This window comes from Streptomyces sp. NPDC057474 (assembly GCF_042802555.1).
Classification (GTDB): Bacteria; Actinomycetota; Actinomycetes; order Streptomycetales; family Streptomycetaceae; genus Streptomyces.
The window spans coordinates 1-26,286 of sequence record NZ_JBHVDX010000017.1 but is presented as its reverse complement, the minus strand read 5'-3'; the positions used below and the strand labels follow the sequence as shown (position 1 = coordinate 26,286).

The window sequence follows — 26,286 nt, the reverse complement described above, 5'->3', positions numbered from 1 at the left end:
CGTCGCTACTACTCCTCTGTGGCAGGTGGTGATGGTCGGGTGCGCAGGCCGCGACGGGTCAGGACGAGGTCGTTCTCGACCGAGAACCACTCGCCGTCGACTCCGGCGGGCCGCTCCGGGGCGTCGGGCTTGCGCGGAACGAAGGTGCGGATCAGTGATGGCTTGACCGCGAACACGGTGTCCGAGTCGAGGTATTCGCTGTCCGCGTCGAAGATGTGCGTGGTCAGCGGCTCGTAGCCGGGGGCGTCCACCTTGATGTGGATGTGTGCGGGCCGCCAGGGGTGGCGCCCGGTGGCGGCCAGCATCCGGCCGACCGGCCCGTCGTCCGGGATGGGGTACGCGGTGGGCCGTACGGCGAGGAACGCGTAGCTGCCGTCCGCGCGGGTGCGGAAGCGGCCCCGCAGGTGGTGCTCGGGGGCGCCCGGGTCCTGGACCGCGTAGAGCCGGTCGTCCCCGTTCTGCCAGACGTCGAGTTCGGCCCCGGCGAGCGGGGCGCCCGTGGTGTCCAGGACTCTTCCGTGGACCCAGGCGGGTACCCCTGCCTGGCGCTCGGCGATCGCGGCACCGTAGTCGCGCAGCGGGGAGCCCTCCGCCCAGAAGGGCCCGAGCACGGTGGACTCCGTGGTCTCCCCGCCCTGTTCGTGGTTGATCGCGTCGATGAACATGGACAGTCCGAGCGTGTCCGACAGGAGGATGAACTCCTGCCGTTCCTCGGTGGTGAGGTGGCCGGCGTCGGTCAGGAAACGGATACCCGCGTACCACTCCTCCTGCGTGAGCTCGACCTCTTGAGCGAAGGCGTGCAGGTGGTGCGCGAGCATCTGCATGATCAGTCGCAGCCGTGGTCGAGGACAGCCGGCGAAGCTCGCCACGACGGCCGACGTGATCTCTTCGGGTGCGGTGCTGTCTGCCGCCGGGCACGCGCCCGGCGTGATGTCTCGGGTCATCGCGGCTCCCCTTTCCGGTCCCTGTTCCAGTTCCCGGGTCGGCTCAGCCGGCCGTCGGAACGGGGCGCTCGTACGCCTGGAGGCCCGGCCGGATGCGCTTCTCGTCGAGGAACTGGGTCAGTCCCTGCTCGCGTCCGCGCTCGGGGTCGAGGAACTGGGACTGCTCCAGCTTGGCGTAGAGATAGTCCTCGGCCTGGCCCCAGCTCATGTCGCGGCTGTGCTTGAAGCCCAGCTTCGCGGCCCGGAGCACGACCGGGTTCTTGCCCAGCAGGTCCTTGGCCAGCTCGACGGTGGCAGCACGCAGCTGTTCCAGCGGGACACTGGAGTTGACCAGGCCCATCGCGGCCGCCTCGGTGCCCTTGAAGGTGCGCCCGGTCATGATGTACATGAGTGCGTTGCGGTATCCGACGACCTCCGACAGTGCCTTGGTCACCAGATTGCCGGGCGGGATGCCCCAGTTGACCTCGGAGAGACCGAATGTCGCCTCGTCGGCGGCGATCGCGAGGTCGCAGGCGACGAGCGGAGTGAAGGCACCGCCGAAGCACCAGCCGTTGACCATCGCGATGGTCGGCTTGGAGTAGACCCGCAGCATCCGCCACTGCCACAGCGAGCAGTCTCGCCGGACCTTCAGCTGGATGTGCTCGGGCCCGCCGTCGACCTCGCGGAAGTACTCCTGCAGGTCCATGCCGGCCGAGAACGACTCACCACTGCCGGTCAGCACGACCACACCGCAGCGGTCGTCGGCCTCCAGCGCTTCCAGAACCTCGATCATTTCGGCGTTGAGCTTCGGGCTCATCGCGTTGCGCTTGTCCGGCCGGTTGAGCACCACCCACGCGATGCCGTCCTCGAACTCGACACGCACGGTCTCCCAGCTTTTCTCGGTCATCATTCCTCCGTTTGTCTGCATCCTCATCAACTACCTGACAAGAACTTGATATATTGCTTGGCATGACGGACCGCGATGCGATCAGTACTCCCCGGCAGGCCCCGCGAACGGAGCCCCGCGTCACCTATGTGATCGCGCGCCTGGAGCGCGCCATGCGGCGCCAACTGGACGAGGCCGTACGCCCCTTCGGGCTCACCACGCCCCAGTACGCGACGCTGGCCGAGCTCGGCGCGCGTGCCGGGCAGTCCAACGCCCAGCTGGCGCGCCGGACTTTCATGACCCCACAGTCCATGAGCGAGGTCATCAAAGCGCTCGACAGCAAGGGCTTCATCAGCCGGGAGGCCGACAGTTCGCACGGCCGACTGATCCGCATAGAGCTGACCTCCGCCGGCTTCACGGCCCTGTCCGCCTGCGAGGAGGCGGTCGAGGTCGTGGAGAGCCAGATGCTGCGTGAACTGACACCGCGTGAACGCGAGCAACTGCTGGCGGACCTCAAGAGCTGCGTACGAATGCTTGGCGCCGGCTTCGCCGAGATGTAGCCGAGATCCGGCTCACCGTCGCCCTCTTAGTTATCAGGCTACCTGACTAAAATATGTAAGGCAACCTGATTAACTGTCGGAGTCCGTCCCGATGCGCCTCAGTCGGACACGGTCTGCCGTACGCGAGCCGGGATCGGGCGTGGCGCGACGCCTGGCACAACGGTGTTGCGGATCGTGCCGAGCCGCTCCACGGTCATCGTGACCACATCGCCCACCTGGACAGGTGGAATGGCGTCCCGGCCCTTGCGGCCCCACAGTTCGGCCAGGCATCCGCTGCCGCAGGTGCCCGAGCCCAGTACGTCCCCTGGGCGGACCCAGGTTCCACGTGAGGCGTAGGCGACCATCTCGGCAAAACTCCACGCCATGCTCGTCAGCCGGTCGGTGCCGACGACCGCGTCGTTCACCGAGACCGTCATCTCCAGGTCGAAGGAGTCGCCGCTCCGGCAGGACGCCAGCTCATCGGCCGTGACCAGTACGGGCCCCATGGTGGTCGCGGTGTCCTTGGCCTTGGCCGGCCCGAGGTGCACCCGCATCTCGGCGGCCTGCAGATCGCGTGCCGACCAGTCGTTCATGACCATGTAGCCCGCGATGTGCTTCTCCGCCTCCTCGACGGAGAGATCACGCCCGGCCTTGCCGATGACCGCGGCGACCTCCAGTTCGAAGTCGAGCACCCGGCAGCCCGGCGGGACGGGCACATCGTCATACGGTCCGGTCACGGCATACGGATTGGTGAAGTAGAAAGCCGGTATCTCGTACCACTCGTCGACGGGCTTGCCCCCGTCGCCCATCAGCATCGAGACGCCTTCCACATGCCGCTCGAAGACCATGAAGTCACGGACTGTGGGCGGCTGCGGCAGCGGAGCGGCCAGCCGTACGTTCTCCAGCGGGACCACGGCCGCCGGTCGGGCGAGCACCCGCTCGCCCGCCGCCCGCAGCGCGTCGGCATCCCCGAGCAGATCCAGCAGTGCCGTGCCCACGGGGAACAGGTGTACCTGGTCGCCGGCGAGGAGCCCGGCCCGGTGACCCTCGGGTTCCGTTACGGTGACAAAACGCATGCGGCGACTCCTCGGATCGGGCGTCGGCGGTCGGCGCCCGGGGCGGGTTCCTGGTGATACCGGCGCTCGGACGTCGTCCGCCAACAGGCCCCCGTACGGCTTCGGGCAGGTGTACAGCGCCCGGCCGTCATACGGCACACCGCAGTGGACGGCCGCCGTTGTACGCCACGGTGTCGGCGAAGGCGGCGGGATAGTCGAAGTCGAGTGCGCCGCGGCCGTCGAGATCGGCGTACGCGCGGTGCAGGTTGAGAACGATACGTTCGGGGTCGATGAGTTCCGCGAACTCACCGAGGTCGAGCTCGCGTGCCGTCTCCAGCGGGCCGAGCCCCGCGGACCGGCCCTGTACGGCAGAGTCCAGTACGAAACGCGCGTACCGCTCCAGCGGCGCGAACACCTCGTCGCCGCAGGGCTCGCCGTGCCCTGGGACCAGGGTCCCCGCTCCTATCGAGCGGACGGTCTCCAGGGCCTGGAGGTATCCGGTGACCGAGCCGCTCATCAGCAGGGGAGTGCCGCCGTTGAACACGAGGTCACCGGTGAACAGCACATCGCGCTCCGGGATCCAGACCACGATGTCGCTGTCCGTGTGCGCCGGCCCTCCGACGTACCGGAGCTCGACCTCCAGACCGTCGACCCACACGGTGAGCCGGTCGGCGAAAGTGACCGTGGGCGGCGCCTTCCGTACCGACCCCCACTGCGGCATGGGCTCGAAGACGGCTGGCGTGTGCTCCAGCACCGGATCGGCCAGCACCCCGGCGCGGCATCGGTCGTGGCCCACGACGACGGCCTCGTCGAAGAGCACGTTTCCGTGCGTGTGATCACCGTGATAGTGCGTGTTGACCAGGGTGCGTACGGGCCTCGCTGCGGTCCGGGCGATGGCGTCCAGCAGCGCCCTGGTCCGCCGCTCGGTGGCACAGGCGTCGACCGCGAGGACCTCACGGCCTCCGGCGACGAATCCGGTGGTGTTCACCCACCAGCCGCCGTCGTGCTGCACATAGGCGAAGACCCCGTCGGCGACCTCGGTGACCCGGGTGCCGGATACAGGCTCCGGCCCCGTGGCCCTCGTGGCGCCCGCGCCGCTACTCGATGTCAACTGGCACTTCCCAGCATGGCGTCGACGTCTATGTCCTTCTTGAACAACTCGTACTTGCGTCCCTGGCTGATGAGCAGCCGGATCGACTCCGTATTGAGTTCGGACGTCCAGTGCGGCAGCCTCATCCTCTGCGCGACCTTGGCCGGGACCTTGGTGTGCTGCGGGATGACGGTGCGCACCTCGTCCTCGTGCTTGGACGCGTAGTCGAGCGAGCGGTTCATGGCCCGCTGGAACCGCTTGACGACATCCGGGTTCTTGTCGATGTACTGCTTGGAGCTGAAGTAACCCGACAGTGAGAGGTGTGGGGCGGTCTCGGAGATCGAGTCCATGACGACCCGGTTGCCGGCGGCGAGTCCCTGACTCATGAACGGCTCGGTCGAGAAGGCCGCGTCGATCGAACCGTTGGCGAGGGCGGCGTTCATCTCGGGGAAGTCGAGCTCGACGAACTTGATCTTGGAGGCGTCGACGCCTCGCTTCTCAAGCGCGGTTCTGATGGTGATCTCGCCGAGCGCCTTGAGCTGGTTGACCCCGAAGGTCTTCCCGGCCAGGTCGTCCGCGGTGCGGATCTTGCTCTTCTTGGCGACGGTGATGCCCGTGGTGTTGTCCTTCGGGTCGGTGCCGCCCTGGGCACCCTCGGTCACGAACTGCATGTCGATGCCCTGCAGTTGGGCGTAGGCCATGGAGATGGCGTTGCCGAAGCTGAACTGGATCTCGTTCGACATCAGCATCGGCACCGCCTCCGCTCCTCCCTGGACGGGGCGGAACTCGACATCGAGGCCCTCATCGCTGAAGAACCCCTTGTCCTCCCCGAGGTAGGCGGGCGCCACGGCCGCGACGGAGAGCAGTCCGACGACGACCTTGGCGGGCTTCCCGGACTCGGCCGCGGGCTGCGCAGTGCCCGAGCCGCCCGAACCGCACGCCGTGACGCCGAGTGCCACTACTGCGGCACAGGCCATTGTTCGCAAACCCCTCATGGTGCTTCCTTTCAGGCAACCTGGCCTCATTGCCAGTGATGCGAACAGATGGCAGCACGGCCATCTCATAGATGTCAATGAGTTTGACAGGTTGCCTTACTACTCGGCTGAGCCTCCACTTCGCGTCGACATCCGCTCCTTTGAGGGACCGACAGGCGAACGATCAGCGAAAACGCCAGCGCGTGAGGTAGGCGCAACGCCGACTGGATCTCGCGCTGCAGCCGTCCTGTGCAGGAGTCTTGTCAGGTAGCTTGACAAGTTTCATGTCGCTACGTACGTTGCGATCACTTCGGCCCCGCCCCGGTCCGAAACAACCGCGCAATGAGGAGCGGCCATGCTAAGCGATGATGCTTTGCCCGAATCCGAACCCACCCGGAACAGCCGGACGGGACACGGTGGCATGGCATGAGCACGCACTCCGAGATCCGCGGCGGCCCGGCCGGGTCGGCCGGCCGCCCACGCCGGGCTGAGAGAGGCCGGACCGCCGGCCGCAGCCTGTCCGTGCCCGCCTGGGCACAGACATGGTCGGGCGTCCTGGGCATCATGGCGCTGGCCGAGCTGACCGTCCGCACCGGAATCGTCTCGCGCGAGCACTTTCCGCCGCTCAGCTCGATCTTCACCACCCTGTTCCGGCAGTTCCAGGACGTCACCTACTGGAACGCCGTGGCCGGCACCCTCCAAGGGTGGGCGGTCGGGCTCGCCATCGCCACCGTGATCGCCGTACCGCTGGGGATGGCGATCGGATTCAGCGAGCTGGCCTACCGCGCCCTGCGCCCGATCATCGAGTTTCTCAGGCCCGTCCCGTCGGTCGCACTGATCCCGCTGTCCATCCTGATCTACGGCACCGGCCTGGGGGGCAAGGTCTTCCTGGTGGCCTTCGCCGCCACCTGGCCGATCATGATCCAGGCGCTGTACGGGGCACGCGATGTGGACCCCGTACAGCTGGACACCGCCAAGTCCTACCGGATCCCCCCGGTGCGGCGCGCGCTGCGGGTCGTGCTGCCGAGCACCGTCCCGTACATCGCGACCGGTCTGCGGATCGCCTCGGCCACGGCGCTGATCCTCGCTGTGACCGCGGAATTGATCATCGGCTCCACCGGTCTCGGGCGGTCCATCAGCGAAGCCCGCCAGGGCGGCGCCGTGGAGCTGATGTACGCGCTGATCACCACCACCGGCCTGCTGGGATGGGGGCTCAACAGCCTGTTCGCCCTCGTCGAACGGCGAGCCCTGCACTGGCACCCCTCGCACCGGCAGGGGCAGAAATGAAGGGGAGTACGGGCATGAAGGGGAGTACGGGCATGAGCCGCCGCACCCTGGGGACCGTCCTGGAGATCACGGTCCCGCTCGTCGTGATCGCCACCATCTGGATCGTCTCGGCCTCCAGCCAGACCTACTACTACCCGCCGCTGAGCGAAGTGCTCGGCGTCTTCCGCGAACTGTGGCTCTTCGAGCGCTTCGGCAGTGATGTGCTGCCGAGCCTCACCCGGCTCTTCGCGGGCTACGCCCTCGCGGTCGTGGCCGGTGTGCTGCTCGGGCTGCTCCTCGGACGTTCACGCGTGCTGGGCAGAATGGCCTCGCCGATCGTCGAGTTCCTCCGGGCCATCCCCTCGACGGCGTTGATCCCGCTGGCCATGCTCGTCTTCGGGGTCGGGGACACCTCCAAGATCTTCCTGATCGCGATCGCCTGCCTGTGGCCCGTACTGCTGAACACCATCGACGGCGTCAGCGGTGTCGAACCCACCCTCCTCGACACCGGCCGCGTCTACCGCATCGGACGGTTCGACGAACTCCGCTCGGTGGTCCTGCCGTCCGCCGCACCGCAGATCTTCGCCGGCATGCGCACCAGCCTGTCCCTGGCCGTGATCCTCATGGTGGTCAGCGAGATGGTGGCCAGTTCCAACGGCATCGGCTACTTCGTCCTCCAGTCCCAGCGCACCTTCGCCATCACCGAGATGTGGTCGGGCATCGTCCTGTTGGGCGTCCTCGGCTACGTCCTCAACGCCCTGTTCGTTCTGGTCGAGAACCGTGTCCTGGCCTGGCACCGCGGTGCCAGGGCCGGCGCGCGCTGAACGCGCCGCGCCTCCGCCCCGAACGCGCCGCGCCTCCGCCCACGAACACGCCGCCCGGCTCCTCAACGCGCCGCCCCTCCCGAAACAGAGGTTCCCCATGCTCGAGGTCACCCACCTCTCCAAGACCTACGGCTCCGGCACGGACGCCACCCTCGCCGTCGGTGACATCAGTTTCCAGGTCGCGCGCAGCGAGTTCGTCTGTATCGTCGGGCCTTCCGGCTGTGGCAAGACAACGCTGCTCAAGATGCTGTGCGGGCTGCTCGAACCCACGTCGGGCGAGATCACCCTGAGCGGCCGACGGGTCGTCGAGCCGCCGCCGGAGATGGCCCTGGTCTTCCAGGACTACAGCCGCTCGCTCTACCCATGGATGCGGGTCGGTGAGAACATCGCGTTCCCGCTGCTACGAAAGAAGAGCCTGGGTAAGCGGGAACGCCGCGAGCTCGTGGAACAGGCCGTCGAGGCGGTCGGCCTGACCGGGTTCATCGACAAGTACCCGTGGCAGCTCTCCGGCGGTATGCAGCAGCGCGTGGCGATCGCCCGCGGCCTCGCCTACCAGCCCGAGATCCTGCTCATGGACGAACCCTTCGCCTCGGTCGACGCCCAGACCCGCGCCGACCTGGAGGACCTGTTGCTGCGCGTGCGCCACGAATACGGCGTCACCGTTCTGTTTGTCACCCACGACATCGACGAGTCCGTCTATCTCGCCGACCGTGTCGTCATCCTCTCTCCCCGGCCGACCACGGTGCAGGAGGAGCTGAGCATCGACCTGCCGCGCCCGCGCGACCAGGTCACCACCAAGGAACTGCCGGAGTTCGCCCAGCTGCGCGCTCATGTGTACCGGGCTATCAAACGACCGGAGCAGCAGCAGGACGCCATTCAGGACGACGCCGCGTCCGTCGCCGTGGTGAGCGGCAAGGCGAGCTGAGCGCCCCGGGGGCCCGCACCCATCCAGCTGACAGGCCGACTCGCAATCCAAGGAGCAGAACGAGGATGTACGACCAGGGCATCGGCTCTTGGCCGCGCCGCCGAGCCCGCAAGACCCCGGAGCGGGTCGCCGTGGTGCATGGCGGATCGGAACTGACGTACGGCCGGCTGTACGAACGGGTGACCAGACTGGCCCATGTGCTGCGGGAGGACCTCGGGGTCTCGCGCGGCGACCGGGTCGGCTATCTGGGCCCCAACCACCCGGCGTTCCTGGAAACGCTGTTCGCCGTCAGCGCGCTGGGGGCCGTATTCGTCCCACTCAACACCCGGCTCTCCGCCCGTGAGTTCACGTACATGCTCGAAGACAGCGGCGCGACCGTCCTCGTTTCGGGCCCGGAGCACGAGGTGACGGCGAAAGCCGTCACCGACCAACTCCGGATGCGGCTGCTGCTCCTCGGCGACGGCTACGAGGACGCCCTGGCCGCTGCCTCCGACCAGCCCGTCGACGAGCGGGTCGGGCCCGAGGAAGCCTGCATCATCATGTACACCTCCGGCACGACCGGCGCCCCGAAGGGCGCCACGCTGTCCCACGGCAACGTGATCTGGAACTGCTACAACGTGCTCGTCGACGTCGACATCGCCGCCGACGAGGTCACCCTCGTCACCGCGCCGATGTTCCATGTCGCCGCGCTGAACATGACCTGTCTGCCCACCCTCCTCAAGGGCGGAAGGGTCGTCCTGGAGCCCGCGTTCCTCCCGGAGCGGGTGATCGACCGGATCGAGCAGCGCGGCGTCACGTTCCTGTTCGGCGTACCGACCATGTACGCGGCCATCGCCTCCTCGCCCCGCTGGGCGGACGCCGATCTGTCCTCGGTGCGCATCCTTCTCTGCGGCGGCGCCCCGGTCCCGACCACCCTCACCCGTACCTATCTCGACCGTGGGTTCTCCTTCATCCAGGGCTATGGGATGACCGAGGCGACCGCCGGAGTCCTCTGCCTCGACAAGGAGATGAGCCGGAGCAAGGCCGGATCCGCCGGCGTTCCCCACTTCTTCACCGACGTACGGGTGGTCGGACCCGGTTCGACCGAGGTCGGCCCGGGGGACCGCGGCGAAGTTCTCATCACCGGACCCAATGTCTCAGCCGGCTACTGGGGCCGGCCCGACGCGACCGCCGAGTCCTTCGCCGACGGCTGGTTCCGCTCCGGCGACGTGGCCGTGATGGACGAGGACGGCTACGCGTTCATCGTCGATCGGGTGAAGGACATGTTCATATCCGGCGGGGAGAACGTCTATCCGGCGGAGATCGAGAACATCCTGTACGGCCATCCGGAAGTGGCCGAGTGCGCCGTCGTCGGCATACCCGACGACAAGTGGGGCGAGGTGGGAAAAGCCATCGTGGTCCCGAGGCCCGGCACCGATCCGGACACGGACGAACTGCTTGCGTTCGTCGCGGCACGGCTCGGCAAGTACAAGGTCCCGAAGACGGTGGAGTTCGTGGAAACCCTTCCTCGCAACGCCACCGGAAAGATCCTCAAGTCCGAGCTGCGGGCCGCCCGCGGCCCTGAGCGATCCAGAACCCGAACCTGACCCTTGTGACGGTGACCGTGCACCTCGACCCGGTCCGAAGAAGGAGGTCCCGTATGGACCCCGACGCCGTACGCGAAGCGTTCGCGTTCGACCACCAGCCCGCGCCGACCGGGGTGAGCTTCGGCCCCGGGGCGCTGGGTGAACTACCGCGGATCATCGACCGGCTCGGCCTGCGACGAGTGCTCGTCCTGTCGACCCCCGGGCGCGGCCGCCTCGCGGACACGGTTGCGGAGCTACTCGGCGACCGCTGCGTCGGTGTCTGCGCACAGGCTCGTATGCACGTACCCTCGACCGTCGTCGAGCAGGTCCGCGCACAGGCCAGAGACCGCACGGCGGACGGCTGTGTGGCCATCGGCGGCGGATCCACCACTGGCCTCGCCAAGGCGCTCGCCCTGGATCCAGGCCTCCCCTACGTCGCCGTACCGACCAGCTACGCCGGCTCGGAGATGACGCCGATCTGGGGAATGACCGAGGACGGACGGAAGACGACCGGCAGAGACCCGGTGGTGCTGCCACGGGCGGTCGTGTACGACGCGGAGCTCACGCTGTCCCTTCCCGCCGGTACCTCGGTCACCAGTGGAATGAACGCGATCGCGCACGCGGCGGAGGCCCTCTACGCGCCGGACACCTCGCCGTTCGTGGCGCTGCTGGCGGAGGAAGGCGTACGACGCCTCGCCGGTGCGCTGTCGGCGATCGCGAAGGAACCGTCCGACCTCGTGGCCCGCAACGACGCCCTCTACGGAGCCTGGCTGTGCGGCACCTGCCTCGGCGCCACCACGATGTCCCTGCACCACAAGCTGTGCCATGTGCTGGGCGGCGCGCTGGACCTGCCACACGCCGAAACGCACACCGTGGTCCTGCCCTATGTACTGGTGTTCAACTCCGAGGCCGCGGCGAGGCAGCTGGCGCCGCTCGGGAACGCGCTGTCCACCTCGAATCCACCGGCGGCGCTACAGGATCTGGCCCGACGACTCGGCGCTCCGCGATCGCTGCGCGAGCTCGGGATGGCGGCAGCGGACCTCGACAAGGTCGCCAGGCTGGTCGTCGCCCAGCCCTACGCCAATCCGAGGCCGTTCGGCCTCGACGACGCTCGGGCGCTCCTGCACCGCGCCCACCTGGGGCTGGACGTGTGACCCCCCGCGCGGGCCCACTCCGGCCGCGCGGGCCTTTCGGGCCGCAGGGCCCTTCAGACCGGGAGGGACGTGTCACCGCGGCTGCGCCGGCTCCGTCGAGCTGCCGAAGGCCGGCTGATCCGCTCCTGCTTCCATCCGCCGTACAGTCCGCCCCCGCTCGAAGGAGACGCCGTGAACGACGCATTCCCGGTTCACCGGCCATGGACCGCTACCGGGAGACGACTCCGGCCTCGCGGCCATCCGGTACCGCTGCCCGGCGTCACCCTGCGGGTACCGCGAGAACGGGCGACCGTCGGTGTCGTGGCCGCGATCACGGGCATGCTCGGCTTCGCCCACCTCCGGCAGAGCGGCGCGTTTCAGCCCGAACCCGCAACCGCCGCCGCGGTCTGGGGCACGGTGGCCCTTTTCCGCGCTCAGCAAGGGGAATACACTGCCCGTCGGCGCCTCGTCGAAGAGTTGCGCGATTTCCACGGTGAACTGGCCCTGCGTCGGCGGGAGGCCAGAATGCTCGCCGAACGCGCCCGGATCGCCCGCAAGATCCACGCCTCACTGGCCCAGGAACCATACGGCAGCCGGATGCTGCTCCAGGCCGCCGAGTGCGACCGAAGACGGAGCCCCGAACCATCCTGGGCCAGAATCCGGGCCGTCGAGGAGACCCTGGGTGAGAACCTCGCGGACACCCGCGGACTCGTCAACGACCTCACTCCGTCCGCACTGGACACCCACGACCTGCAGTCAGCACTCAGGGCGCTCTGTTCGCCCACTCAGCGGTTCGGCATCAAGTGCTCCGCCACCCCTCCGCGAGCGTCATTCCACGATGCCCCGGGGCATGAGATCACCCTCGTCGCGGCGGTGCCACTGCGGTACGCCGATCGGTGGGCGCCTCGGGCGGGGGTCTCCGGATGAGCTCCTCACCACTCGGAATCCTGCTGGTGGACGACCACGTGATGGTCCGGGCCGGTCTGCGGGCGCTCATCGAGAGGGAACCCGGTCTGTCGGTGGTCGGTGAGACCGGGGACGCCACGGCGGCCGTCCGGCTCGCCGTGGAACTGCGGGCCGATGTGGTCCTGATGGATCTGCGGCCGACCGACAGCGAAGGCGGCCCCGACGCCGAGACCGACGGAGCGGCGGTCACCCGACGGCTCGTCGCCGCCGTACCACGGGTGAACGTGGTGATGCTGTCCAGCCATAGCACCGGAAGCAAGGTCGTCCGGGCGATCGAGGCGGGAGCTCGCGGCTATGTACTCAAGGAGAGTCCCCCGGAGGAACTGTTCCGTGCCATCCGCACGGCGGCTTCCGGCGGCATAGGTCTCGCCCCCGAAGCGGCCCGCCTGTTGGTCGGTCAAGCGGCCGCCCCTGCGCAGATGGTCAGTGACCGTGAGATCGAAGTGATACGTCTGCTGGCCCGCGGCCTCACGAACCGGGCCATCGCCAGTGCCCTCTTCCTGACCGAGGCCACGGTCAAGACCCATCTCGTGCACGTCTACCGGAAGTTGGGGACCGGCAACAGAGCGGGGGCCGTATCGGAGGCCGTCCGTCGCGGACTCGTCGAACTCGGTTGAAGGCGCCGGCGGGGACAGGCACACACGGGAAGGCACGGGCAGGCACCGACTGACACCGGCGCCTTTGGACGAGCGGGACCGGCAGGGCCGGCCGCGCCCAAGCGCGCCGACCCTGCCGTCAGTGCCCGGTCAGCAGTGAACGGCGACACGCGCGCCCTTCACAACGGTCCCACGCCCCGCGTCCTACGCACCGGGGTGGAGACCGAGCCAGCCCGGGCTCGGGTCGCCCTTGACCTCTCCGAAGTAGAGGGCGAAGGTCTGCTTCCAGCGCTCGATCTCGGCACGGTCCGCCATGAAGCGGGGGAAGCCGTCGACGTGGGCATCGGGGTACTGCCAGATCGGCGCCAGGCCGCCGGGCGGGGTGACGTCGGTGCGGACCGACCAGCCGTTCCAGGCGGCGGCCTGCTGGCGCGCGGCGGAGATCTGCCAGTTGAGGTAGAGCTTCGCGGCCGTGGGGTTCTTGGCGTCCTTGAGGATCGCGGCTCGCTGGCCCCAGCCCATGAACGGGTGGCCGTCGGCCGCTACCCACTTCGTGGCGGCCGTCGACGGAGCGGTCAGTGTGCCGGCCGCACCGAGACCGATGATCTTCTGCTTGGTGTTGACCGCCACGCCGGGGGTGTGGGTGCCGCGGCCGAACTGGATGTCCTGGGCCGCCAGCTGGGCGATCCAGTCCCAGCCGTAGGTTTCCGCGTACAGCTTGAACAGGTAGAGAACCGCATCGTCGTCATGCGGGTAGGAGGAGGCGATCTGCCCCTTCCACTGCGTGCCGACGAGGTCCTGCGGCGTCTTCGGGGCGCCGGTGCCGGCCGCGGCGACGTCGTAAAGGAAACTGAAGGCGACGATGCTTATGGCGGTCCAGGACCCGTCGGCGTCCTTGAACTTGTCGTAGACCTGGGAGAATCCGGCGGGCTTGTACTGCAGCAGCCGACCCTGCCCCTTCCAGCGGGGGAAGTCCTGCAGGGTCTGGAGCTGCATTACATCGGGGACCAGGGTCTGGGTCGCGAACTGGTTGTCGACCCGCACGTTGTGGAACTTGCTGTAGTCGACCACCAGGGTCAGCTTGATGTCGGGGAACCGGGCACGGAAGGCGGCCTTGGTGGCATCCTGCTGGGTCGGGGTGTCGCCTCCGGCATAGACGACGAGGTTCCCACCGTCGGCGAGCGCCGCCTGGTAGAGCTCGTCGAGCGTTCTGGTCTCTTCCGGCACATCCGCCGCCTTCGCGCGCGGGGCCGCCGTGGCGCCCGCGCTGTCCACGAGCGACCCGCCCAAAGCCGTTCCGCCGATCGCCGCCGCGCCGGCGGCAAGCACCCGGCGTCTGTTCAGGAAACTGGTCATAAGAGGATTCCCATCTTTCGCGGCTCGGGGCTGAAGAGGCCGCCCGCCTGGGAAATCAGGATGCGGAGCACTGGGCGGCACGCTCAGGATTCTGGCCTGGCCGAGCACGGATCCGCGTCGCCCGAACGATCGACCCGGGAACACTAACGATGGAACCTGAAACCATCCGAACGGATGACTGCGCAGAGACGGACGCTCCGAGGCTGTGTTGGGCCGCGGGGGTGGTCAGGCGAATCCCGCCGGAGGCTTCAATGCGCCGGCCGATAATCCACCCTTACCTCCCCCTCCGTGATTTCCGACCCCGCCCTGGCCCCGTCCTGGCGTCCCTGGCGCCCGACTGGTACGACGCCAAGGCGCTCGTGGAAGTCGCCGCGGCGGCGCGTACTACCTGGGCGCCGTCCCACTCCGCGCGGCCCCACATGGGCGGGTTGCTGGCCCGCGCGACCTGCGCAGTCAGAGACGGGATTCGCTCGCCGGAACGGGGGCGGAGGGACATCGGGCGCCCGACCACTGCATCGGCCTTCGGGACAGCTCCGAGCATGCCGCTGGCCGGGGTCAGCCGGCTACGGACGGCTCGGAGAGTGTGGGGCCGGCGGACCAGTCGAGGTGAAGTTCGGTGGCGGCGGATCGCACCGTCGGTGCGGACAGGGAAGTCGGCCCAGCCGAGTTCGCCCTTGACCTGCTCGACGACGCGGAGAAGATCACCTTGTAACTGGTCACCGCCCTGCCCCGTCCCGGCAGCCCACGGGTTGCGATACACGACGACGACCGTTCCGTCAGGTTCCTGGGGAGTCTTCGGGCAAGCCGCTCAGAACCGTGCCCCGGCGTCCGCGCCGTTGCTGGGGCGCAGGAACGCTGAGGACGGGATGGCGCCGTCGGCCGCCCGGGGGCCCGTGATCGTGCTCGCGTTGGTGCTGACGAACGACCAACTACCGCCGAGGTTCCAGGAGTTGCCGCTGCCCGTGGAGTTCGAGCCCAGCGATACGTTGGTGGCGTTGGCCACCGCGACGTTCTTTGTCAGGGTGCTGGAGGAACGGTTGAAGTTGAAGCCGGTCTTCGGGTTGTTCCACGCGGTGCAGCGTTCGATCTTCATCTTGCCCGGGTTGTTGTTGTCGACGAAGCCGCCGGCGGAGTTGTCCCACGCCATGCTGTTGCGGACGGTGTGGTTGGCGGCCACGCCGTTGCCGCCCATCTTGAAGCCGTTGCCGTCGCCCTGGTAGTCGGGCAGGTTCCACCGGTTGAACCCGTTGCCCCAGGCGAGGGTGTTCTCGACGAGGATCGGTGAGTTGTCGAACATCCAGAAGTCCAGGCCGTCGTCGGCGTTGTTCCACAGCCGGGCGCCGCGCAGCACGTTGCCGCTGCCGGAGCCTTCCTTGATGGCCAGGCCGTCGGCGCTCTCGCCGTTCTTGCGCGGGTCGCGGTTGCCGTGACTGTCCAGGTTCAGGATCTGGTTGCTGCTCGAGGCGCCCTGGAGGTGGAAACCGGACTCGTAGTTGTCCCGGGTGACGAGCCGGTCGAACACGTTGTTGCTGGTGTCCAGACCGAACACGCCGTAGGGGCCGTGGACTATCTCCAGGCCCACCAGCCGCCAGTGCTCCCCCTCGATGTGGAGCGCGCCGCGCTCGGGACGGGGGATGGTAGAGCCCACCGCGCCTGGTGTGTACGGCATGTTCTCGCCGTCGATGACCACTCGCTCGCCGTTGTGGCTGCGCAGGGTGATGGGCTGGCTCGCCGTGCCGCTCTTGAGTAACTGGATGTTTGTGCTCGGTGTGTACGTTCCGCCCCGGATCTGGATCGTGGTCCCCGCTTGCGCCAGATCCACGGCGCGTTGGATCGTCTGCAACGGGGCGGTGAGCGTCCCCGGGTTGTTGTCGCTGCCGTTCGGCGCCACGTACAGGTCGGTCGCGGCGTGCGCACCGCCGGCGGAGGTCAGGGTGAGGAAGCCGGCCAGCAGGCCGGAGAGGGCGGTGGACGCGGCGACGTGCTTCAGGCGCATGATTCGTCTCCAGGATGCAGCCTTGCATGGGATGAAGGGAAAGCGCTCTTTCCGAGTCGAATAACTGTTCGCGGCGACCACGGCAACCCGAGCCGTGATCATGTGGCGGGGTGAAGTGGACCAATCATCGTAGGCTGATCAGCGGGTGTTGTTCAGGCTCGTACTGGGGGTCATGGCCGGACCTGCCAGGGCCGGGTCGTATGGCCCCTGGCAGACCGTCCACGAGTGCGGTAACCGCGCTGGTGGGCCGGCGGCACCTGGCAGACGATCCTGGCCCAGTCGGACGCCGGATCATCCAGGTCCAGCCCGAGGGTGAACCTGGAGTCGGTCCGTGACCACGCCGCCTCCGCCTCCAGCCGGTTGGCGGGTTCTTCCTCCGGTTACACCGTCGGCGTCGGGAGCTTGCGGGAACCGGACCTGACGTTCGACCTCCGGGAAGCCGACACCGACCTGATCACAAAATCGCACTGGAGTTCCACTATGAGCACTTGCCGTCAGACACTTGCAGACCCTTGTTGGCGCCTGCCGTCCTGCTCACGATGCCCGGCACGCAACCGGCCGTGTCGAGGCTGTAGGAGTAAGGGATGCCGACCGTGGTGTTGGACTGTGGATCGGGTCCGGCCGGGTGGTTCTCGCTGCCGGGGCTGGACCACTGCACGTTGTCGAAGACGTTCCCGCTGACCTGCCAGTAACCGGCAGCGTCGGTGTAGAAGGTGCCGAGGACGTCCTTGGAGTCCTCGAAGTAGTTGTTGTCCACCTTGGCGCGAGCTCCGGCGCGGGAGTTGATGCCGGACTCGTTGAGGCTCACGTAGTGGTTGTTGTACATGTGGGCTGTACCGCCACGGAGCAGCGGGGCGCGGGAGTCGATGTTCTCGTACCGGTTGTGGTGGTACGTGATGAAGCTGTTCGACAGGTCACTCTCGCTGTTCCCGACGAGACCCCCGCGACCGGAGTTGCGCAGGATGCTGTAGGACAGGGTGACGTACCGGGTGTTGTCCTTCAGGTCGAAGAGACCGTCGTACCCCTGGGATTCCCCGCCCGACGCTTCCAGGGTGGCGTGATCGATCCAGACGTTGCGGACGTTGCGCTCCAGACCGATGGCGTCACCACCGTTGGACGTGGGGGAGCCCGACTTCTTGACGTTTCGGACAGTCACGTTCTGGATGATGATGTTGCTGGCGTCACGCAGGTGGATGCCCAGCTGATCGAAGACGGCGCCGCTGCCCACCCCGATGATCGTGACGTTGCTGATCTCCTTGAGCTCGATGACACCGGCGGCGGTGTTACAGCTGTTGCCCGACACCTTCGTGGTGTTGCCGTGGTTGATGGTCCCCTGAACCTCGATGGTGATCGGGGTGCTGCTGCTGGCCCTGCCGCACAGGGCGGCATGGATCGCGGTTCCCGTGGTGGCCCGTATCGTCCGCCCGCCCGCGCCGCCGGTGGTCCCGCCGTTCTGGGTCGCGTAGCCGGTGACGCTGCCGGTGGCTGCCGACGCCTCGGGTGTCGACACCACTGTTCCGGTCCCGGCCGCGAGAGCTATCGTGGCCAGCGCCGCGTGAAGCCGCCGTGAAACGGGTTTCCTCATCTTCGCCTCCCTGTATGTCTTCGAATGCTGGGTGTCGTCCTGCCACTCGGCAGGCCGCTGGTAGGGCCGGAAAGGGGTGGTCCGGCGCACGAGAGCAGATGAGCCTCGCTGTGCGGCCGCCTTGTCTGCTGTCGCCTCGCAAGCGGGCGGAGTGGGGCGGTGGACGCATGCCGGAACCCGCACCGCGACGTACACGTCCGACCGTTGCCAAAACAGGTGCTGCCTCGCCCTGTTCGCCCATCCGGGTAACCGGACCAGACGGGCAGGGCATCGTGCCGGCCCGCTGAGCGGCGGGTTCGGTTACGGCGATACCTGATTGCTGCCGAAGGTCACGACGAGGCGGCCGTCCGAGGCGAAGGACCACTTCATGGCGCCGGAGTACGAGGAGCAGCGGGAGCCGTTCGTACCGGACCAGAACTGGTTGGTGCTGTCGGGTGTGGGGACGATCTTGTCGTTCGTGCCGCTGCCGCTGCGGCACGAGGTGTTGTTCCGGAACACCGAACTGCCGGCGTCGAAGGAGAAGTTGCGCTCCTCGTTCTCGATGCTGATGTTGTCCGACATCGTCATCGTGCCGGGGTTCCTGTTGTAGGTGAACCCGTGCTTGCCGTTGTTGTAGGCGATGCTGCGCCGGATGACGTGGTTGACCTTGATGTCCTCGCCGCCGAGCTTGTAGCCGTTGCGGTCGCCGTTGCCGGCCTGGCCGCCGTTGGAGAGAGTGCCGTTGTCGTAGGCGAGGGAGTCCTCGATGGTCACCGGACCGATGGCACCGGTGTCCGACTTGGTGTAGAGGTCCCAGCCGTCGTCGATGTTGTTGTGGGCCACTGCGTAGCGGAAGACGTTCCCGGGGCCGGAGGTGAGCTTCGCGGCGAAGCCGTCGGCGTCCTCGCCGTCCGAGTCGGCGTTGTCGTGCGACTCCGCACTCAGGATGAGGTTGTTGGACGGCCACTGCTCCTTCGGCGTGCTGGAGAGCATCCGAGAGAGCTGCAGACCGGTGTCGCGGTTGAACCGGGTCACCGTGCGCTCGAAGACATTGTTGCTGCCGCCCACGAAGATCCCGTTGTCACCGGCTCGCTCGACGACGAGGCCCTTGAGGTGCCAGTAGGCGCCGTTCACGGCGAGCCCGCGGTTGGCCGGATCTTCGGTCTGGGCCGAGAAGTTCAACACCGGGGTTTCGCCGGGGTATGCGGCCAGTTCCGTGCGGTCGCTCGCGGTGCCGTTGGCTCCGGCAGGGATGGTGACCGTCTGCGAGTAGCGGTAGGTGCCGCCGCGCATGTAGATGGTGCCGCCGGGGGTGATGCGGCTGATCGCCGAGGTGAGGGTCGTCGGCGCCGACTGGGTTCCGGCCGCGCTGTCGGTGCCGTTGGGTGCCACGTACAGTGCGGAACTCGACGGCGGTGGTGTCGTGGTGTCGCCGGGCACGTCGGCGTCGAGGTAGTCGATGTTGGGCAGGCCGGCGGAGGCAGTGGGGCTGATCCGGATGGTGTTGCTGCCCGAACTCACCGGCACCGTGAGCGTCTTCGTCGCCCATGTTCCCCACGCACCGGTGCCCTCGAACGACACCGATGTGGCTGCCGAGCCGTTCACCGTGACATTGGCGGGACGTGCGGTGGTGGTTCCGTTTCGCGAACCGGATCGTCAGTGTCGCCGTGCCCGGTGCGGGTGCGATCACGGTGAACTGGGCGTATGCGCCGACGGCGTTGTCGCCGTTACAGAATCCGCTGCCTGAGTATCCGGCCCAGTCGGAGTCAATGCTGCCGGTACAGGACGCCGGAGACCTCTCGGCCTCATAGCGAGTGGCCGCGGCCTGAGCCGTGTGGGGGGAGAGCGCGACGAGCGCGCCGGCCAGCGGGCCGGCGCCCGCGGTGACGGGTCTTGATTGCATCGTTCGTCTCCAGGTTTGGTTGGCTCGTCTGACCAGGGCCCAAGAGAAGAAGGCGGTCGGGCAGCGCGAGGCGGGCACAGTTTGATTCACCGCCTTGATCTGCGATTGCCGCATCGGACTGCTGTGTCCGCGCCTTCCTCGCGGATGGGGGGCCGTCCAGGCCTTGCGCCAGGGAAGCGGCGCACAAGGCTTGATTCGTCTGTAGTGGCTCCGGCTGCGCTGGTACGACCCCGGTTCTGCACCTTGAGGAGGTGCTCAGCGGTCCATTGCGCCCGGATGGAGTAAGCGCTTTCCTTGAAGTTAGAAGCTTGCCGTGAACGGGTCAATAGACATGCATGTGATCCTTAATCACAAATATGAACAGAATCGGTCGGCCGACGGGTGGAGGCTTGAGCCATGCTCGTGGTCGAGCCGTCGCGGAGCCGCCGTGCGGTCCACTCATCGAGCCCTGTGTGACCTCCGTTCTGATGCGGTCGCGCAGGACGTCGAGCACGGTGAGCGCCACGTGGAGTCCCGAGCTTTGTTCGCCGGATTCGAGGTCGCAGCCGAGGACACGCTCGATGCTGCACAGGTGTTGATAGATGGTTTCCCGGGACAGGCCGCCGTGGCGGACGGCAACCGTCTTGTTGCCAGCGGCTTTCGGATGTGGCCCAAGGGGTTGAGCAAGTCGGTGCCGGGCGCTGTCGTGTCGAGGAGCCTGCCGGGCTGACCTTCGGCGTAGTCCTGGATCCGGGTGTCTTCGCGGAGGGCGAAGAGGAGGGGTGGCGCAGGCCGATGTCGGTTGAGTTGGCGGGAGCAGGACCCGCTGGAACCGCGTGCGCGCGAACTGCTCGTTCAGCGGAGACCGGCTGGGGCCACGGTGTGGTGCGGCGGGTGCCTTGCTGACCTACGTCAGGCAGGAGCGCCCGTCACATTCGTTCGGCTGCGGACCATGTCGTCGCGTGCGCTATCGACCAGGAAGGTACCTAGAGCGTGTCTCCTTGATGCGTTCGTGAGTTGATCGGGCACTCGCGGCCAACGCGGGGGTCTCCACCAACGGTCGCCTGCCTCAGAGTGAATATGCCCGGGCCCTCGGTGGTGCCTTGCGTCAGGCGCCACGTCGGAGGGAGAGAGTGGGATGTCAACTGACGAATAGCTATCTGCTGCGCACTTACCCCGATGCGGGACTATCGGCGGGATGTGGGCTATCGGTTCCCAGGAGGGATCTGCAGTGCCAACAATCGGTGGCCGCGTGCTGGCCGTCATCACCCTCGCCGTAACTTCTGGGCTTGGGTTCGGTATTACCGCCACCCCCGCCCAGGCGGCGCAGGCTCCCTGCCTTGTCAACGGAGTGTCGACTGCCGGCACCGTGATCGACGGCGTCAGAGTCATCAACGGAACCCCGGGCAACGACACCATCGAATGCAGGGGCGATGACACCCACCCCACCGTTGTGGAGGCCGGGACGGTGGTCAACGGCCTCGCCGGTAATGATCGGATCGATATCGGGTTTGAGCTTGGCACGCGGGTTCCCATTGCCCGTGGCAACGCCGGCACCATCAACGGTGGCGACGGTGACGACAGTATCGACGTCTACGTTGTACGCGTCGGCGAAGGCAATAACAATATCGGCAACACTGGCACCATCAACGGCGGCAACGGCAACGACTTCATCGGTGTCGGAGGGTCCCTGCGCGGCAATGCCGGCACCATCGGCGGCGGCAGCGGCAACGATGAAATCTTGGGCGGAGGCGGCAGTGCGACCTCACACATCAACGGCGGTGACGGCGACGACATCATCATCGGCGGAGCATCAGATGGCGACCCCGAGGATGGTGCCACGCTGGCCGGCGGCAACGGCGACGACCGCATCTGCGGCGACAACGGCGACTTCGATAAGGGGCTGGTGTACTGCTATTCAGGGGCGCGCAGGTTCGGCACCGACATCCTGGGCCACCGGCAGGTCATCCACGGTGGGCCCGGAGCCGACAGCATCGCCGGTGGCGGCGTCGGCGACACCATCACCGGTGCCGGCCTGACCGCCGGCACTGACCTGGGCGACACGATCTGCGGCGGCACCGGCACTTTCGCCGCTGTCGGGACCGCGACCAGTTGCGGGATGAACCCCGACGACGGCGACGACACCATCCACGGCAACGAGGGCGACGATCTGATCTCCGGTCAGGGCGGCGATGACCAACTGTTCGGAGATCCGGGGGCTGACACCCTCAACGGCGGCAGCGGCACCGATACCGGCAACGGCGGCGACGGCAACGACGTATGCCTCGGCGTGGAAACCCGTATCTCCTGCAACCTTCAGTAAACCCATCGCCGCCTTTAGTCGATCCGCTACCAACCAGCCCCGCCCGCAAGGGCTGGATAGGGTCTCTTTGGTCAGTTGCGGGTCCAGATGAGGATGGCGGCGACGTGGAGTGCGGCCTGGTAGGCGATGGCGAGTTTGTCGGTTCGCATGGCCAGGCCGCGCCATTGTTTGAGGCGGTTGATGCAGCGTTCGACGGTGTTCCGCTGTTTGTAGGCCTCGGCGTCGAAGCCGGGTGGCCTGCCTCCAAGACGACCGCGCCGCAGGCGGTGGCCAATCTGGTCGGCCGGCTGCGGAATGACAGCGCGGATGCCGCGGCGGCGGAGATGCCCGCGGATCGCGCGGGATGAGTACGCGCGGTCCGCGAGGACGGCTGCGGGCCGAGTTCTGGGCCTTCCGAACCCGCTTCGTGGCACCCGAATCCGGGCCATGACGGCCTCGAAAGCCGGTGCGTCACCGGCCTGGCCTGCCGTGACGATGAGGGCCAGAGGTCGTGCCCGGCCGTCACTGGCCAGGTGCACCTTGGTGCTCAGCCCCCGCGGGAGCATCCAAGTGCGTGATCGCCGGGTTCGGACCGGTCGGCCGCCCCCTTTTCCTTGCTCCGGCGGCGTGCTGGTGAGCCCGGCAGACGGTTGAGTCCACCGACACGGTCCAGCTCACGTCGTCACCGGCGTCTGCTGAGGCCAGGATGGCGGTGAGGATCCGTTCCCACGTGCCGTCGACCGCCCACCTGATCAGGCGTTTGTGGGCGGTCTGGAACGAACCCAGCTCATCGGGCAGGTCCCTCCAGGGCGAGCAGGTGCGGTACTTCCACGCGATGGCCTCCAGCGTGAAGCGGTGGTTGGCCCACCGCCGTCCACGGACCGGATCGGCCGGCATCAACGGCTCGATCCGGACCCACATCGCATCAGTGATCACAAACCGGACAGACGCATCCGATCAATTGGCCAACCCATCAAAGAGACACGCTCTAGGGCGCATATCGGGTCGTGATCAACAGAGCTGTGACGACCCGCTATGACGCAGCGGCGGCTCGATCCGCGGCCAGGCACGGCCAAGGAACGATGTTGCCCCAGCCTGTGATGGTCACTAAGGTCGGTCGGGTGACTGCCGGGTCGGCCATGGGCCACGCACGAGTGAGGGTCCCGGCCTCGGCGTGAGCACGAGGCGGGCGAGAGGCCCGCCGACCTTCTCCGCGTCTTAGCTCCCGGCGCCCGCATACGGCGCCCCATTCCAGCGGATCCCAAGACCGGAGACACACCACTGATGTCCTTTGAACAGCAGTACCCGCATGAGTCCGAGCTGTCGGCGGCCAGCGTCCAGCTGAACCACACTGCCATCTACGCAAGCGACCGGCACCTGTCAGCCGAGTTCCTCGCCGCGGTCCTGGGCTTGAAGGTCGGCGCCCCGTTTGGGCCGTTCCTGCCCGTCGACCTTGGCAACGGCGTGACGCTCGACTACTACGAGAAGAGGGACGAGCCGATCCAGTCGCAGCACTACGCCTTCCTCGTCCCTGACGAGCACTTCGAGGCCGTTATCACCCGCCTGGAGGTGGTCGGGGTCACCTACTACGCCGACCCCAGCCACACCGAACCCGGCCAGATCAACCGTCTATTCGGTGGTCGCGGCGCCTACTTCGACGACCCGGACGGTCACAACATGGAAGTCATGACTCGGCCTTACGCACGCCCTTAGGGCGCGACGGGGCTGTGATCAAGGGGTGCCTCGGGTGAGGTCATTGATCCAGATCATCGAGGCTCGTAGGTGGAGGCCGGTGAGGTAGCTGTCCGGGGTCTTGTCGTATCGGGTGGCGATGCCTCGCCAGGACTTGAGCTTGTTGATCAGGCGCTCGACGGTGTTCCTCTCCTTGTAGAGGGCGACGTCGTGGCTGACGGGCCGACCGCCCCTGGAGCCCTTCTTCTTCCGGTTGGCGGCCTGGTCCTTCTTCTCCGGGATGACTGCCTTGATGTGGCGTTTGCGCAGGTGGGCGCGGTTGCCGCGGGACGAATACGCCTTGTCCCCGGCGACTGCCTCCGGTCGGGTGCGGGGGCGGCCGACAGGACCGCGGACGCGGATCCTTCTCAGCACTGGGATGAACTGCGGGCTGTCAGCGGCTTGTCCTGCGGTCAGGACGAACGCCAGCGGGCGGCACTTGCGGTCGGCGGCGAGGTGGACCTTGCTGGTCTGCCCGCCCCTCGAACGTCCGAGGAGGGCGGCCTTCAGCCGGAGCTTTTGCCGACGTCGGATGCGTCGTCGCTCGTCCCGTTGGGGATCAGCTTCGGCGTCCTGCCCGCTTTGTTCTTCGCGGCCTCCCTCTTTGACCTGGCCTTCTCCTCCTCGGCGGCAGCCCTCCTCCAGCGCGGTGATGACGTCCTGGTCCAGGTGTATCCCGGCGGCGCCGTGGTGGGCCCGCACGGTGGTGGAGTCGATGCTGACCAGGGACAGGTCCACCTCACCCCGTCTCGCAGCCTCCGCGATCAGCCCTTCCATCAGGGCCTCTAACACACCCGCGTCACGCCACTGCCGGAAGCGGTTGGAAACGGTCGACCAGGCACCGAACTCCTGCGGCATTTCCCGCCTCTGCCCGCCTGTCTTGAACCGCCAGATCACACCCTCGAACTGCTGCCGCAGCCGCTCGGGGTATGGCCCGTACTCGCCGATCGGCAGGTACGGGCCGATGAACTCCCACTCCGCATCTGTCAGTTGTACTCGCGTCACGCAAAACGATCTATGGATCAGGCCCCGCCGGGAAGGCGAATCCCGCAGATTGATCACGACTCGAGACGCGCCCTAGCGTCCGCGGTGCCGCGTCTGCGACCGGCTCCACTGCGCCGGTAGGTGGTGCGATGACCGGTGTCGTACACGGGCTTTGACGCCGGCACCGGACGCGCGGCAACCCGCCAGGGGGTGCGCATCTCTCGTCCCGGAGTGAGCCGATGGGCCCTACCAGTGCCTGGATGGAGGTCTCCGAGGTGGAGGGCGAGGCGGCGGCGTCGGGCTTGACCGTCGGGGACGGGCGCCCGGGCGCGCTGGGCCGGTCCTTGTCCGCCTGGGTCACCGCGCCGCGGGCGTCGCGCGATGTGATCGTTCCGTCTGCGCCGACGCCACCGAGGCGTCGAACAGCCAGCGTTGGCGACACGCTCGCGGTTGTTGATCTTGCGGTCCGGCAGGAGATCGCGCACGACGCCGCCCGGCCGTCCCGCCTCGTCCTCCCCGTCGTCGGGGCGTAAACACGTACGTTCGACGACCGTCCTGACCTTGGCGGAGGACCGTCCCGCGCGCGGCCCTCCGCGCCTGCTGTGGCCCAGCTGGACCCAGGTTCAGCTGGGCCGCTCGTATGTCTTCCTTGGTTCGGGCGAAGGCCTCGGCCGGCCCCTCGGCCTCCTGATGCCGCTTCGGACCTCTGGTATGCGCAAGCTCACGGTGGACGGGCGCAACCTGTACGTGTGCGGCGTACTGCGCCACACCCACCTCGTGCCTGGCGGCCGAACAGCGTGCCATCGCCCTCGCGGAGCGCCTGACGGCACGCGAACCGCTTGCACCGGCGGCCTGAAACGCAAAGAGCCCCCAGGTCCGAAGGCCTGGGGGCCACCCCTGCGTGAACCATGTTGCCGAGAGCGGGAGCACGGGCTCTGCGCATCCCGGGGAGGAAATGCCGCCTCTGGGAGGGGGACGGCGGGGCGTGTATGGCCTCTCAGTCCTTGATTTCGCAGATGGCTGCGCCGGAGGTGATGGAGGCGCCGACCTCTGCGCTGAGGCCCTTGATGGTGCCGGAGCGGTGGGCGTTGAGGGGCTGTTCCATCTTCATGGCTTCGAGGACGACGACGAGGTCGCCTTCCTTGACCTCCTGGCCCTCCTCGACGGCGACCTTGACGATGGTGCCCTGCATGGGGGAGGCGAGGGTGTCGCCGGAGGCGACCGGGCCGGACTTCTTCGCCGCGCGGCGTTTGGGCTTGGCGCCCGCGGCGAGACCGGTGCGGGCCAGGGTCATGCCGAGGGCGGCCGGGAGGGAGACCTCCAGGCGTTTGCCGCCGACCTCGACGACGATCGTCTCGCGGTCGGTGTCGTCGTCGGCCTCGGTGTCGGTGGGGGCCGCGAAGGGCTTGATGTCGTTGACGAACTCGGTCTCGATCCAGCGGGTGTGGATTGTGAAGGGGTCCGTGGAGCCGGTCAGTTCGGGGCCGAAGGCCGGGTCCTTGACCACCGCGCGGTGGAAGGGGATGGCGGTGGCCATGCCCTCGACGGTGAACTCGTCCAGGGCGCGGGCCGCGCGCTGCAGGGCCTGCTGCCGGGTGGCGCCGGTGACGATCAGCTTGGCCAGGAGGGAGTCCCAGGCCGGGCCGATCACCGAGCCGGACTCCACGCCCGCGTCCAGGCGGACACCGGGGCCGGTGGGCGGGGTGAAGGTGGTGACGGTGCCGGGGGC

At 67.7% G+C, this 26,286-nt stretch carries 20 protein-coding genes and 4 pseudogenes; 11 read left to right on the top strand and 13 right to left on the bottom strand.

All coding sequences use genetic code 11. From position 1 onward, the window contains the following. Positions 1-8 precede the first annotated feature (8 nt). A complete protein-coding gene (locus ACFU53_RS07305; protein ID WP_383987030.1) occupies positions 9-944 on the bottom strand; it encodes an intradiol ring-cleavage dioxygenase in 936 nt (311 codons plus the stop codon). A gap of 43 nt (positions 945-987) precedes the next feature. Beyond that, positions 988-1,833, bottom strand: a complete 846-nt coding sequence (locus ACFU53_RS07300; protein WP_383987027.1) for a p-hydroxycinnamoyl CoA hydratase/lyase — start codon at positions 1,831-1,833, stop codon at positions 988-990. A 59-nt stretch (positions 1,834-1,892) separates the two neighbouring features. Here ACFU53_RS07300 and ACFU53_RS07295 point away from each other — a divergent pair, with 59 nt between their 5' ends. After that, positions 1,893-2,369 (top strand): MarR family winged helix-turn-helix transcriptional regulator, encoded by a 477-nt coding sequence (locus ACFU53_RS07295; protein ID WP_383987024.1) that lies wholly within the window; start codon positions 1,893-1,895, stop codon positions 2,367-2,369. 98 nt (positions 2,370-2,467) lie between these two features. Here the strand turns inward: ACFU53_RS07295 and ACFU53_RS07290 are convergent, their stop codons facing one another. The 3 genes from ACFU53_RS07290 to ACFU53_RS07280 form a co-directional block, all read right to left on the bottom strand. Then, on the bottom strand, positions 2,468-3,424 hold the full coding sequence (locus tag ACFU53_RS07290) for a fumarylacetoacetate hydrolase family protein (RefSeq protein WP_383987021.1): 957 nt from the start codon (positions 3,422-3,424) through the stop codon (positions 2,468-2,470). 127 nt (positions 3,425-3,551) lie between these two features. Beyond that, the gene (locus tag ACFU53_RS07285) at positions 3,552-4,514 is read right to left on the bottom strand and encodes an MBL fold metallo-hydrolase (protein WP_383987018.1); all 963 of its coding nucleotides are present in this window, start codon (positions 4,512-4,514) and stop codon (positions 3,552-3,554) included. Next, a complete protein-coding gene (locus ACFU53_RS07280; RefSeq protein WP_383987015.1) occupies positions 4,511-5,488 on the bottom strand; it encodes an ABC transporter substrate-binding protein in 978 nt (325 codons plus the stop codon). The genes ACFU53_RS07285 and ACFU53_RS07280 overlap by 4 nt, the downstream gene beginning before the upstream one ends. 405 nt (positions 5,489-5,893) lie before the next feature. On the opposite strand from ACFU53_RS07280, the gene ACFU53_RS07275 reads away from it, so the two are divergent. The 7 genes from ACFU53_RS07275 (at position 5,894) to ACFU53_RS07245 (ending at position 12,763) form a co-directional block, all read left to right on the top strand. After that, the gene (locus ACFU53_RS07275) at positions 5,894-6,754 is read left to right on the top strand and encodes an ABC transporter permease (RefSeq protein WP_383987012.1); all 861 of its coding nucleotides are present in this window, start codon (positions 5,894-5,896) and stop codon (positions 6,752-6,754) included. A gap of 32 nt (positions 6,755-6,786) precedes the next feature. Then, positions 6,787-7,557 (top strand): ABC transporter permease, encoded by a 771-nt coding sequence (locus tag ACFU53_RS07270; RefSeq protein WP_383987009.1) that lies wholly within the window; start codon positions 6,787-6,789, stop codon positions 7,555-7,557. Positions 7,558-7,654: 97 nt separating this feature from the next. Beyond that, positions 7,655-8,482: an ABC transporter ATP-binding protein gene (locus tag ACFU53_RS07265; protein ID WP_383987006.1), complete on the top strand. Its 828-nt coding sequence runs from the start codon at positions 7,655-7,657 to the stop codon at positions 8,480-8,482. Positions 8,483-8,547: 65 nt separating this feature from the next. Further along, positions 8,548-10,068 carry a long-chain fatty acid--CoA ligase gene (locus ACFU53_RS07260; RefSeq protein ID WP_383987004.1) on the top strand — a complete coding sequence of 507 codons (1,521 nt, stop codon included), beginning with the start codon at positions 8,548-8,550 and terminating at the stop codon, positions 10,066-10,068. 53 nt (positions 10,069-10,121) lie between these two features. Next, entirely contained in the window at positions 10,122-11,201 is a 1,080-nt protein-coding gene (locus ACFU53_RS07255; protein WP_383987001.1) for a maleylacetate reductase, read from the top strand. Between the two features lie 300 nt (positions 11,202-11,501). Further along, entirely contained in the window at positions 11,502-12,107 is a 606-nt protein-coding gene (locus ACFU53_RS07250) for a sensor histidine kinase (protein WP_383986998.1), read from the top strand. Then, complete coding sequence (locus tag ACFU53_RS07245) at positions 12,104-12,763, top strand: response regulator (protein ID WP_383986995.1); 660 nt, start codon at positions 12,104-12,106, stop codon at positions 12,761-12,763. Before ACFU53_RS07250 ends, ACFU53_RS07245 begins: the two co-directional genes overlap by 4 nt. Positions 12,764-12,946: 183 nt before the next feature. Here ACFU53_RS07245 and ACFU53_RS07240 read toward each other — a convergent pair whose 3' ends face one another. The 5 genes and pseudogenes from ACFU53_RS07240 to ACFU53_RS07220 form a co-directional block, all read right to left on the bottom strand. Beyond that, complete coding sequence (locus tag ACFU53_RS07240; protein ID WP_383986992.1) at positions 12,947-14,098, bottom strand: ABC transporter substrate-binding protein; 1,152 nt, start codon at positions 14,096-14,098, stop codon at positions 12,947-12,949. An 808-nt stretch (positions 14,099-14,906) separates the two neighbouring features. After that, complete coding sequence (locus ACFU53_RS07235; protein WP_383986989.1) at positions 14,907-16,094, bottom strand: right-handed parallel beta-helix repeat-containing protein; 1,188 nt, start codon at positions 16,092-16,094, stop codon at positions 14,907-14,909. A gap of 481 nt (positions 16,095-16,575) precedes the next feature. Further along, positions 16,576-17,679 (bottom strand): annotated as a pseudogene (locus ACFU53_RS07230) (polysaccharide lyase family 1 protein); the annotation flags it as partial. A gap of 300 nt (positions 17,680-17,979) precedes the next feature. Beyond that, positions 17,980-19,561: pseudogene (locus ACFU53_RS07225) on the bottom strand (right-handed parallel beta-helix repeat-containing protein). Positions 19,562-20,030: 469 nt separating this feature from the next. Further along, a pseudogene (locus ACFU53_RS07220) lies at positions 20,031-20,343 on the bottom strand (helix-turn-helix domain-containing protein); the annotation flags it as partial. A gap of 449 nt (positions 20,344-20,792) precedes the next feature. Here ACFU53_RS07220 and ACFU53_RS07215 point away from each other — a divergent pair. Next, positions 20,793-21,863, top strand: a complete 1,071-nt coding sequence (locus ACFU53_RS07215) for a calcium-binding protein (RefSeq protein WP_383986987.1) — start codon at positions 20,793-20,795, stop codon at positions 21,861-21,863. Between the two features lie 71 nt (positions 21,864-21,934). Here the strand turns inward: ACFU53_RS07215 and ACFU53_RS07210 are convergent. Continuing rightward, positions 21,935-22,763: pseudogene (locus ACFU53_RS07210) on the bottom strand (IS5 family transposase). 363 nt (positions 22,764-23,126) lie between these two features. Here ACFU53_RS07210 and ACFU53_RS07205 point away from each other — a divergent pair. Continuing rightward, on the top strand, positions 23,127-23,555 hold the full coding sequence (locus ACFU53_RS07205; protein WP_383986984.1) for a VOC family protein: 429 nt from the start codon (positions 23,127-23,129) through the stop codon (positions 23,553-23,555). A gap of 18 nt (positions 23,556-23,573) precedes the next feature. Here ACFU53_RS07205 and ACFU53_RS07200 read toward each other — a convergent pair whose 3' ends face one another. Further along, positions 23,574-24,578 (bottom strand): IS5 family transposase, encoded by a 1,005-nt coding sequence (locus tag ACFU53_RS07200; protein ID WP_383986981.1) that lies wholly within the window; start codon positions 24,576-24,578, stop codon positions 23,574-23,576. Positions 24,579-24,817: 239 nt separating this feature from the next. On the opposite strand from ACFU53_RS07200, the gene ACFU53_RS07195 reads away from it, so the two are divergent. After that, positions 24,818-25,090, top strand: coding sequence for a hypothetical protein (locus tag ACFU53_RS07195; protein ID WP_383986978.1), 273 nt, complete (start codon positions 24,818-24,820; stop codon positions 25,088-25,090). A 464-nt stretch (positions 25,091-25,554) separates the two neighbouring features. On the opposite strand, the gene ACFU53_RS07190 is transcribed toward ACFU53_RS07195, so the two are convergent. Continuing rightward, positions 25,555-26,286 (bottom strand): biotin/lipoyl-containing protein (locus ACFU53_RS07190; protein WP_383986975.1); only part of this gene is annotated, 732 nt, incomplete at its 5' end.

Excerpts from the sequence above, each read along its gene's own strand:
- ACFU53_RS07265 (WP_383987006.1), top strand. The coding sequence starts at position 7,655 with ATGCTCGAGGTCACCCACCTCTCCAAGACCTACGGCTCCGGCACGGAC.
- ACFU53_RS07245 (WP_383986995.1), top strand. The coding sequence starts at position 12,104 with ATGAGCTCCTCACCACTCGGAATCCTGCTGGTGGACGACCACGTGATG.
- ACFU53_RS07290 (WP_383987021.1), bottom strand. The coding sequence starts at position 3,424 with ATGCGTTTTGTCACCGTAACGGAACCCGAGGGTCACCGGGCCGGGCTC.
- ACFU53_RS07275 (WP_383987012.1), top strand. The coding sequence starts at position 5,894 with ATGAGCACGCACTCCGAGATCCGCGGCGGCCCGGCCGGGTCGGCCGGC.
- ACFU53_RS07240 (WP_383986992.1), bottom strand. The coding sequence starts at position 14,098 with ATGACCAGTTTCCTGAACAGACGCCGGGTGCTTGCCGCCGGCGCGGCG.
- ACFU53_RS07295 (WP_383987024.1), top strand. The coding sequence starts at position 1,893 with ATGACGGACCGCGATGCGATCAGTACTCCCCGGCAGGCCCCGCGAACG.
- ACFU53_RS07205 (WP_383986984.1), top strand. The coding sequence starts at position 23,127 with ATGTCCTTTGAACAGCAGTACCCGCATGAGTCCGAGCTGTCGGCGGCC.
- ACFU53_RS07260 (WP_383987004.1), top strand. The coding sequence starts at position 8,548 with ATGTACGACCAGGGCATCGGCTCTTGGCCGCGCCGCCGAGCCCGCAAG.
- ACFU53_RS07300 (WP_383987027.1), bottom strand. The coding sequence starts at position 1,833 with ATGATGACCGAGAAAAGCTGGGAGACCGTGCGTGTCGAGTTCGAGGAC.
- ACFU53_RS07235 (WP_383986989.1), bottom strand. The coding sequence starts at position 16,094 with ATGCGCCTGAAGCACGTCGCCGCGTCCACCGCCCTCTCCGGCCTGCTG.
- ACFU53_RS07270 (WP_383987009.1), top strand. The coding sequence starts at position 6,787 with ATGAGCCGCCGCACCCTGGGGACCGTCCTGGAGATCACGGTCCCGCTC.
- ACFU53_RS07255 (WP_383987001.1), top strand. The coding sequence starts at position 10,122 with ATGGACCCCGACGCCGTACGCGAAGCGTTCGCGTTCGACCACCAGCCC.
- ACFU53_RS07305 (WP_383987030.1), bottom strand. The coding sequence starts at position 944 with ATGACCCGAGACATCACGCCGGGCGCGTGCCCGGCGGCAGACAGCACC.
- ACFU53_RS07195 (WP_383986978.1), top strand. The coding sequence starts at position 24,818 with ATGGAGGTCTCCGAGGTGGAGGGCGAGGCGGCGGCGTCGGGCTTGACC.
- ACFU53_RS07280 (WP_383987015.1), bottom strand. The coding sequence starts at position 5,488 with ATGAGGGGTTTGCGAACAATGGCCTGTGCCGCAGTAGTGGCACTCGGC.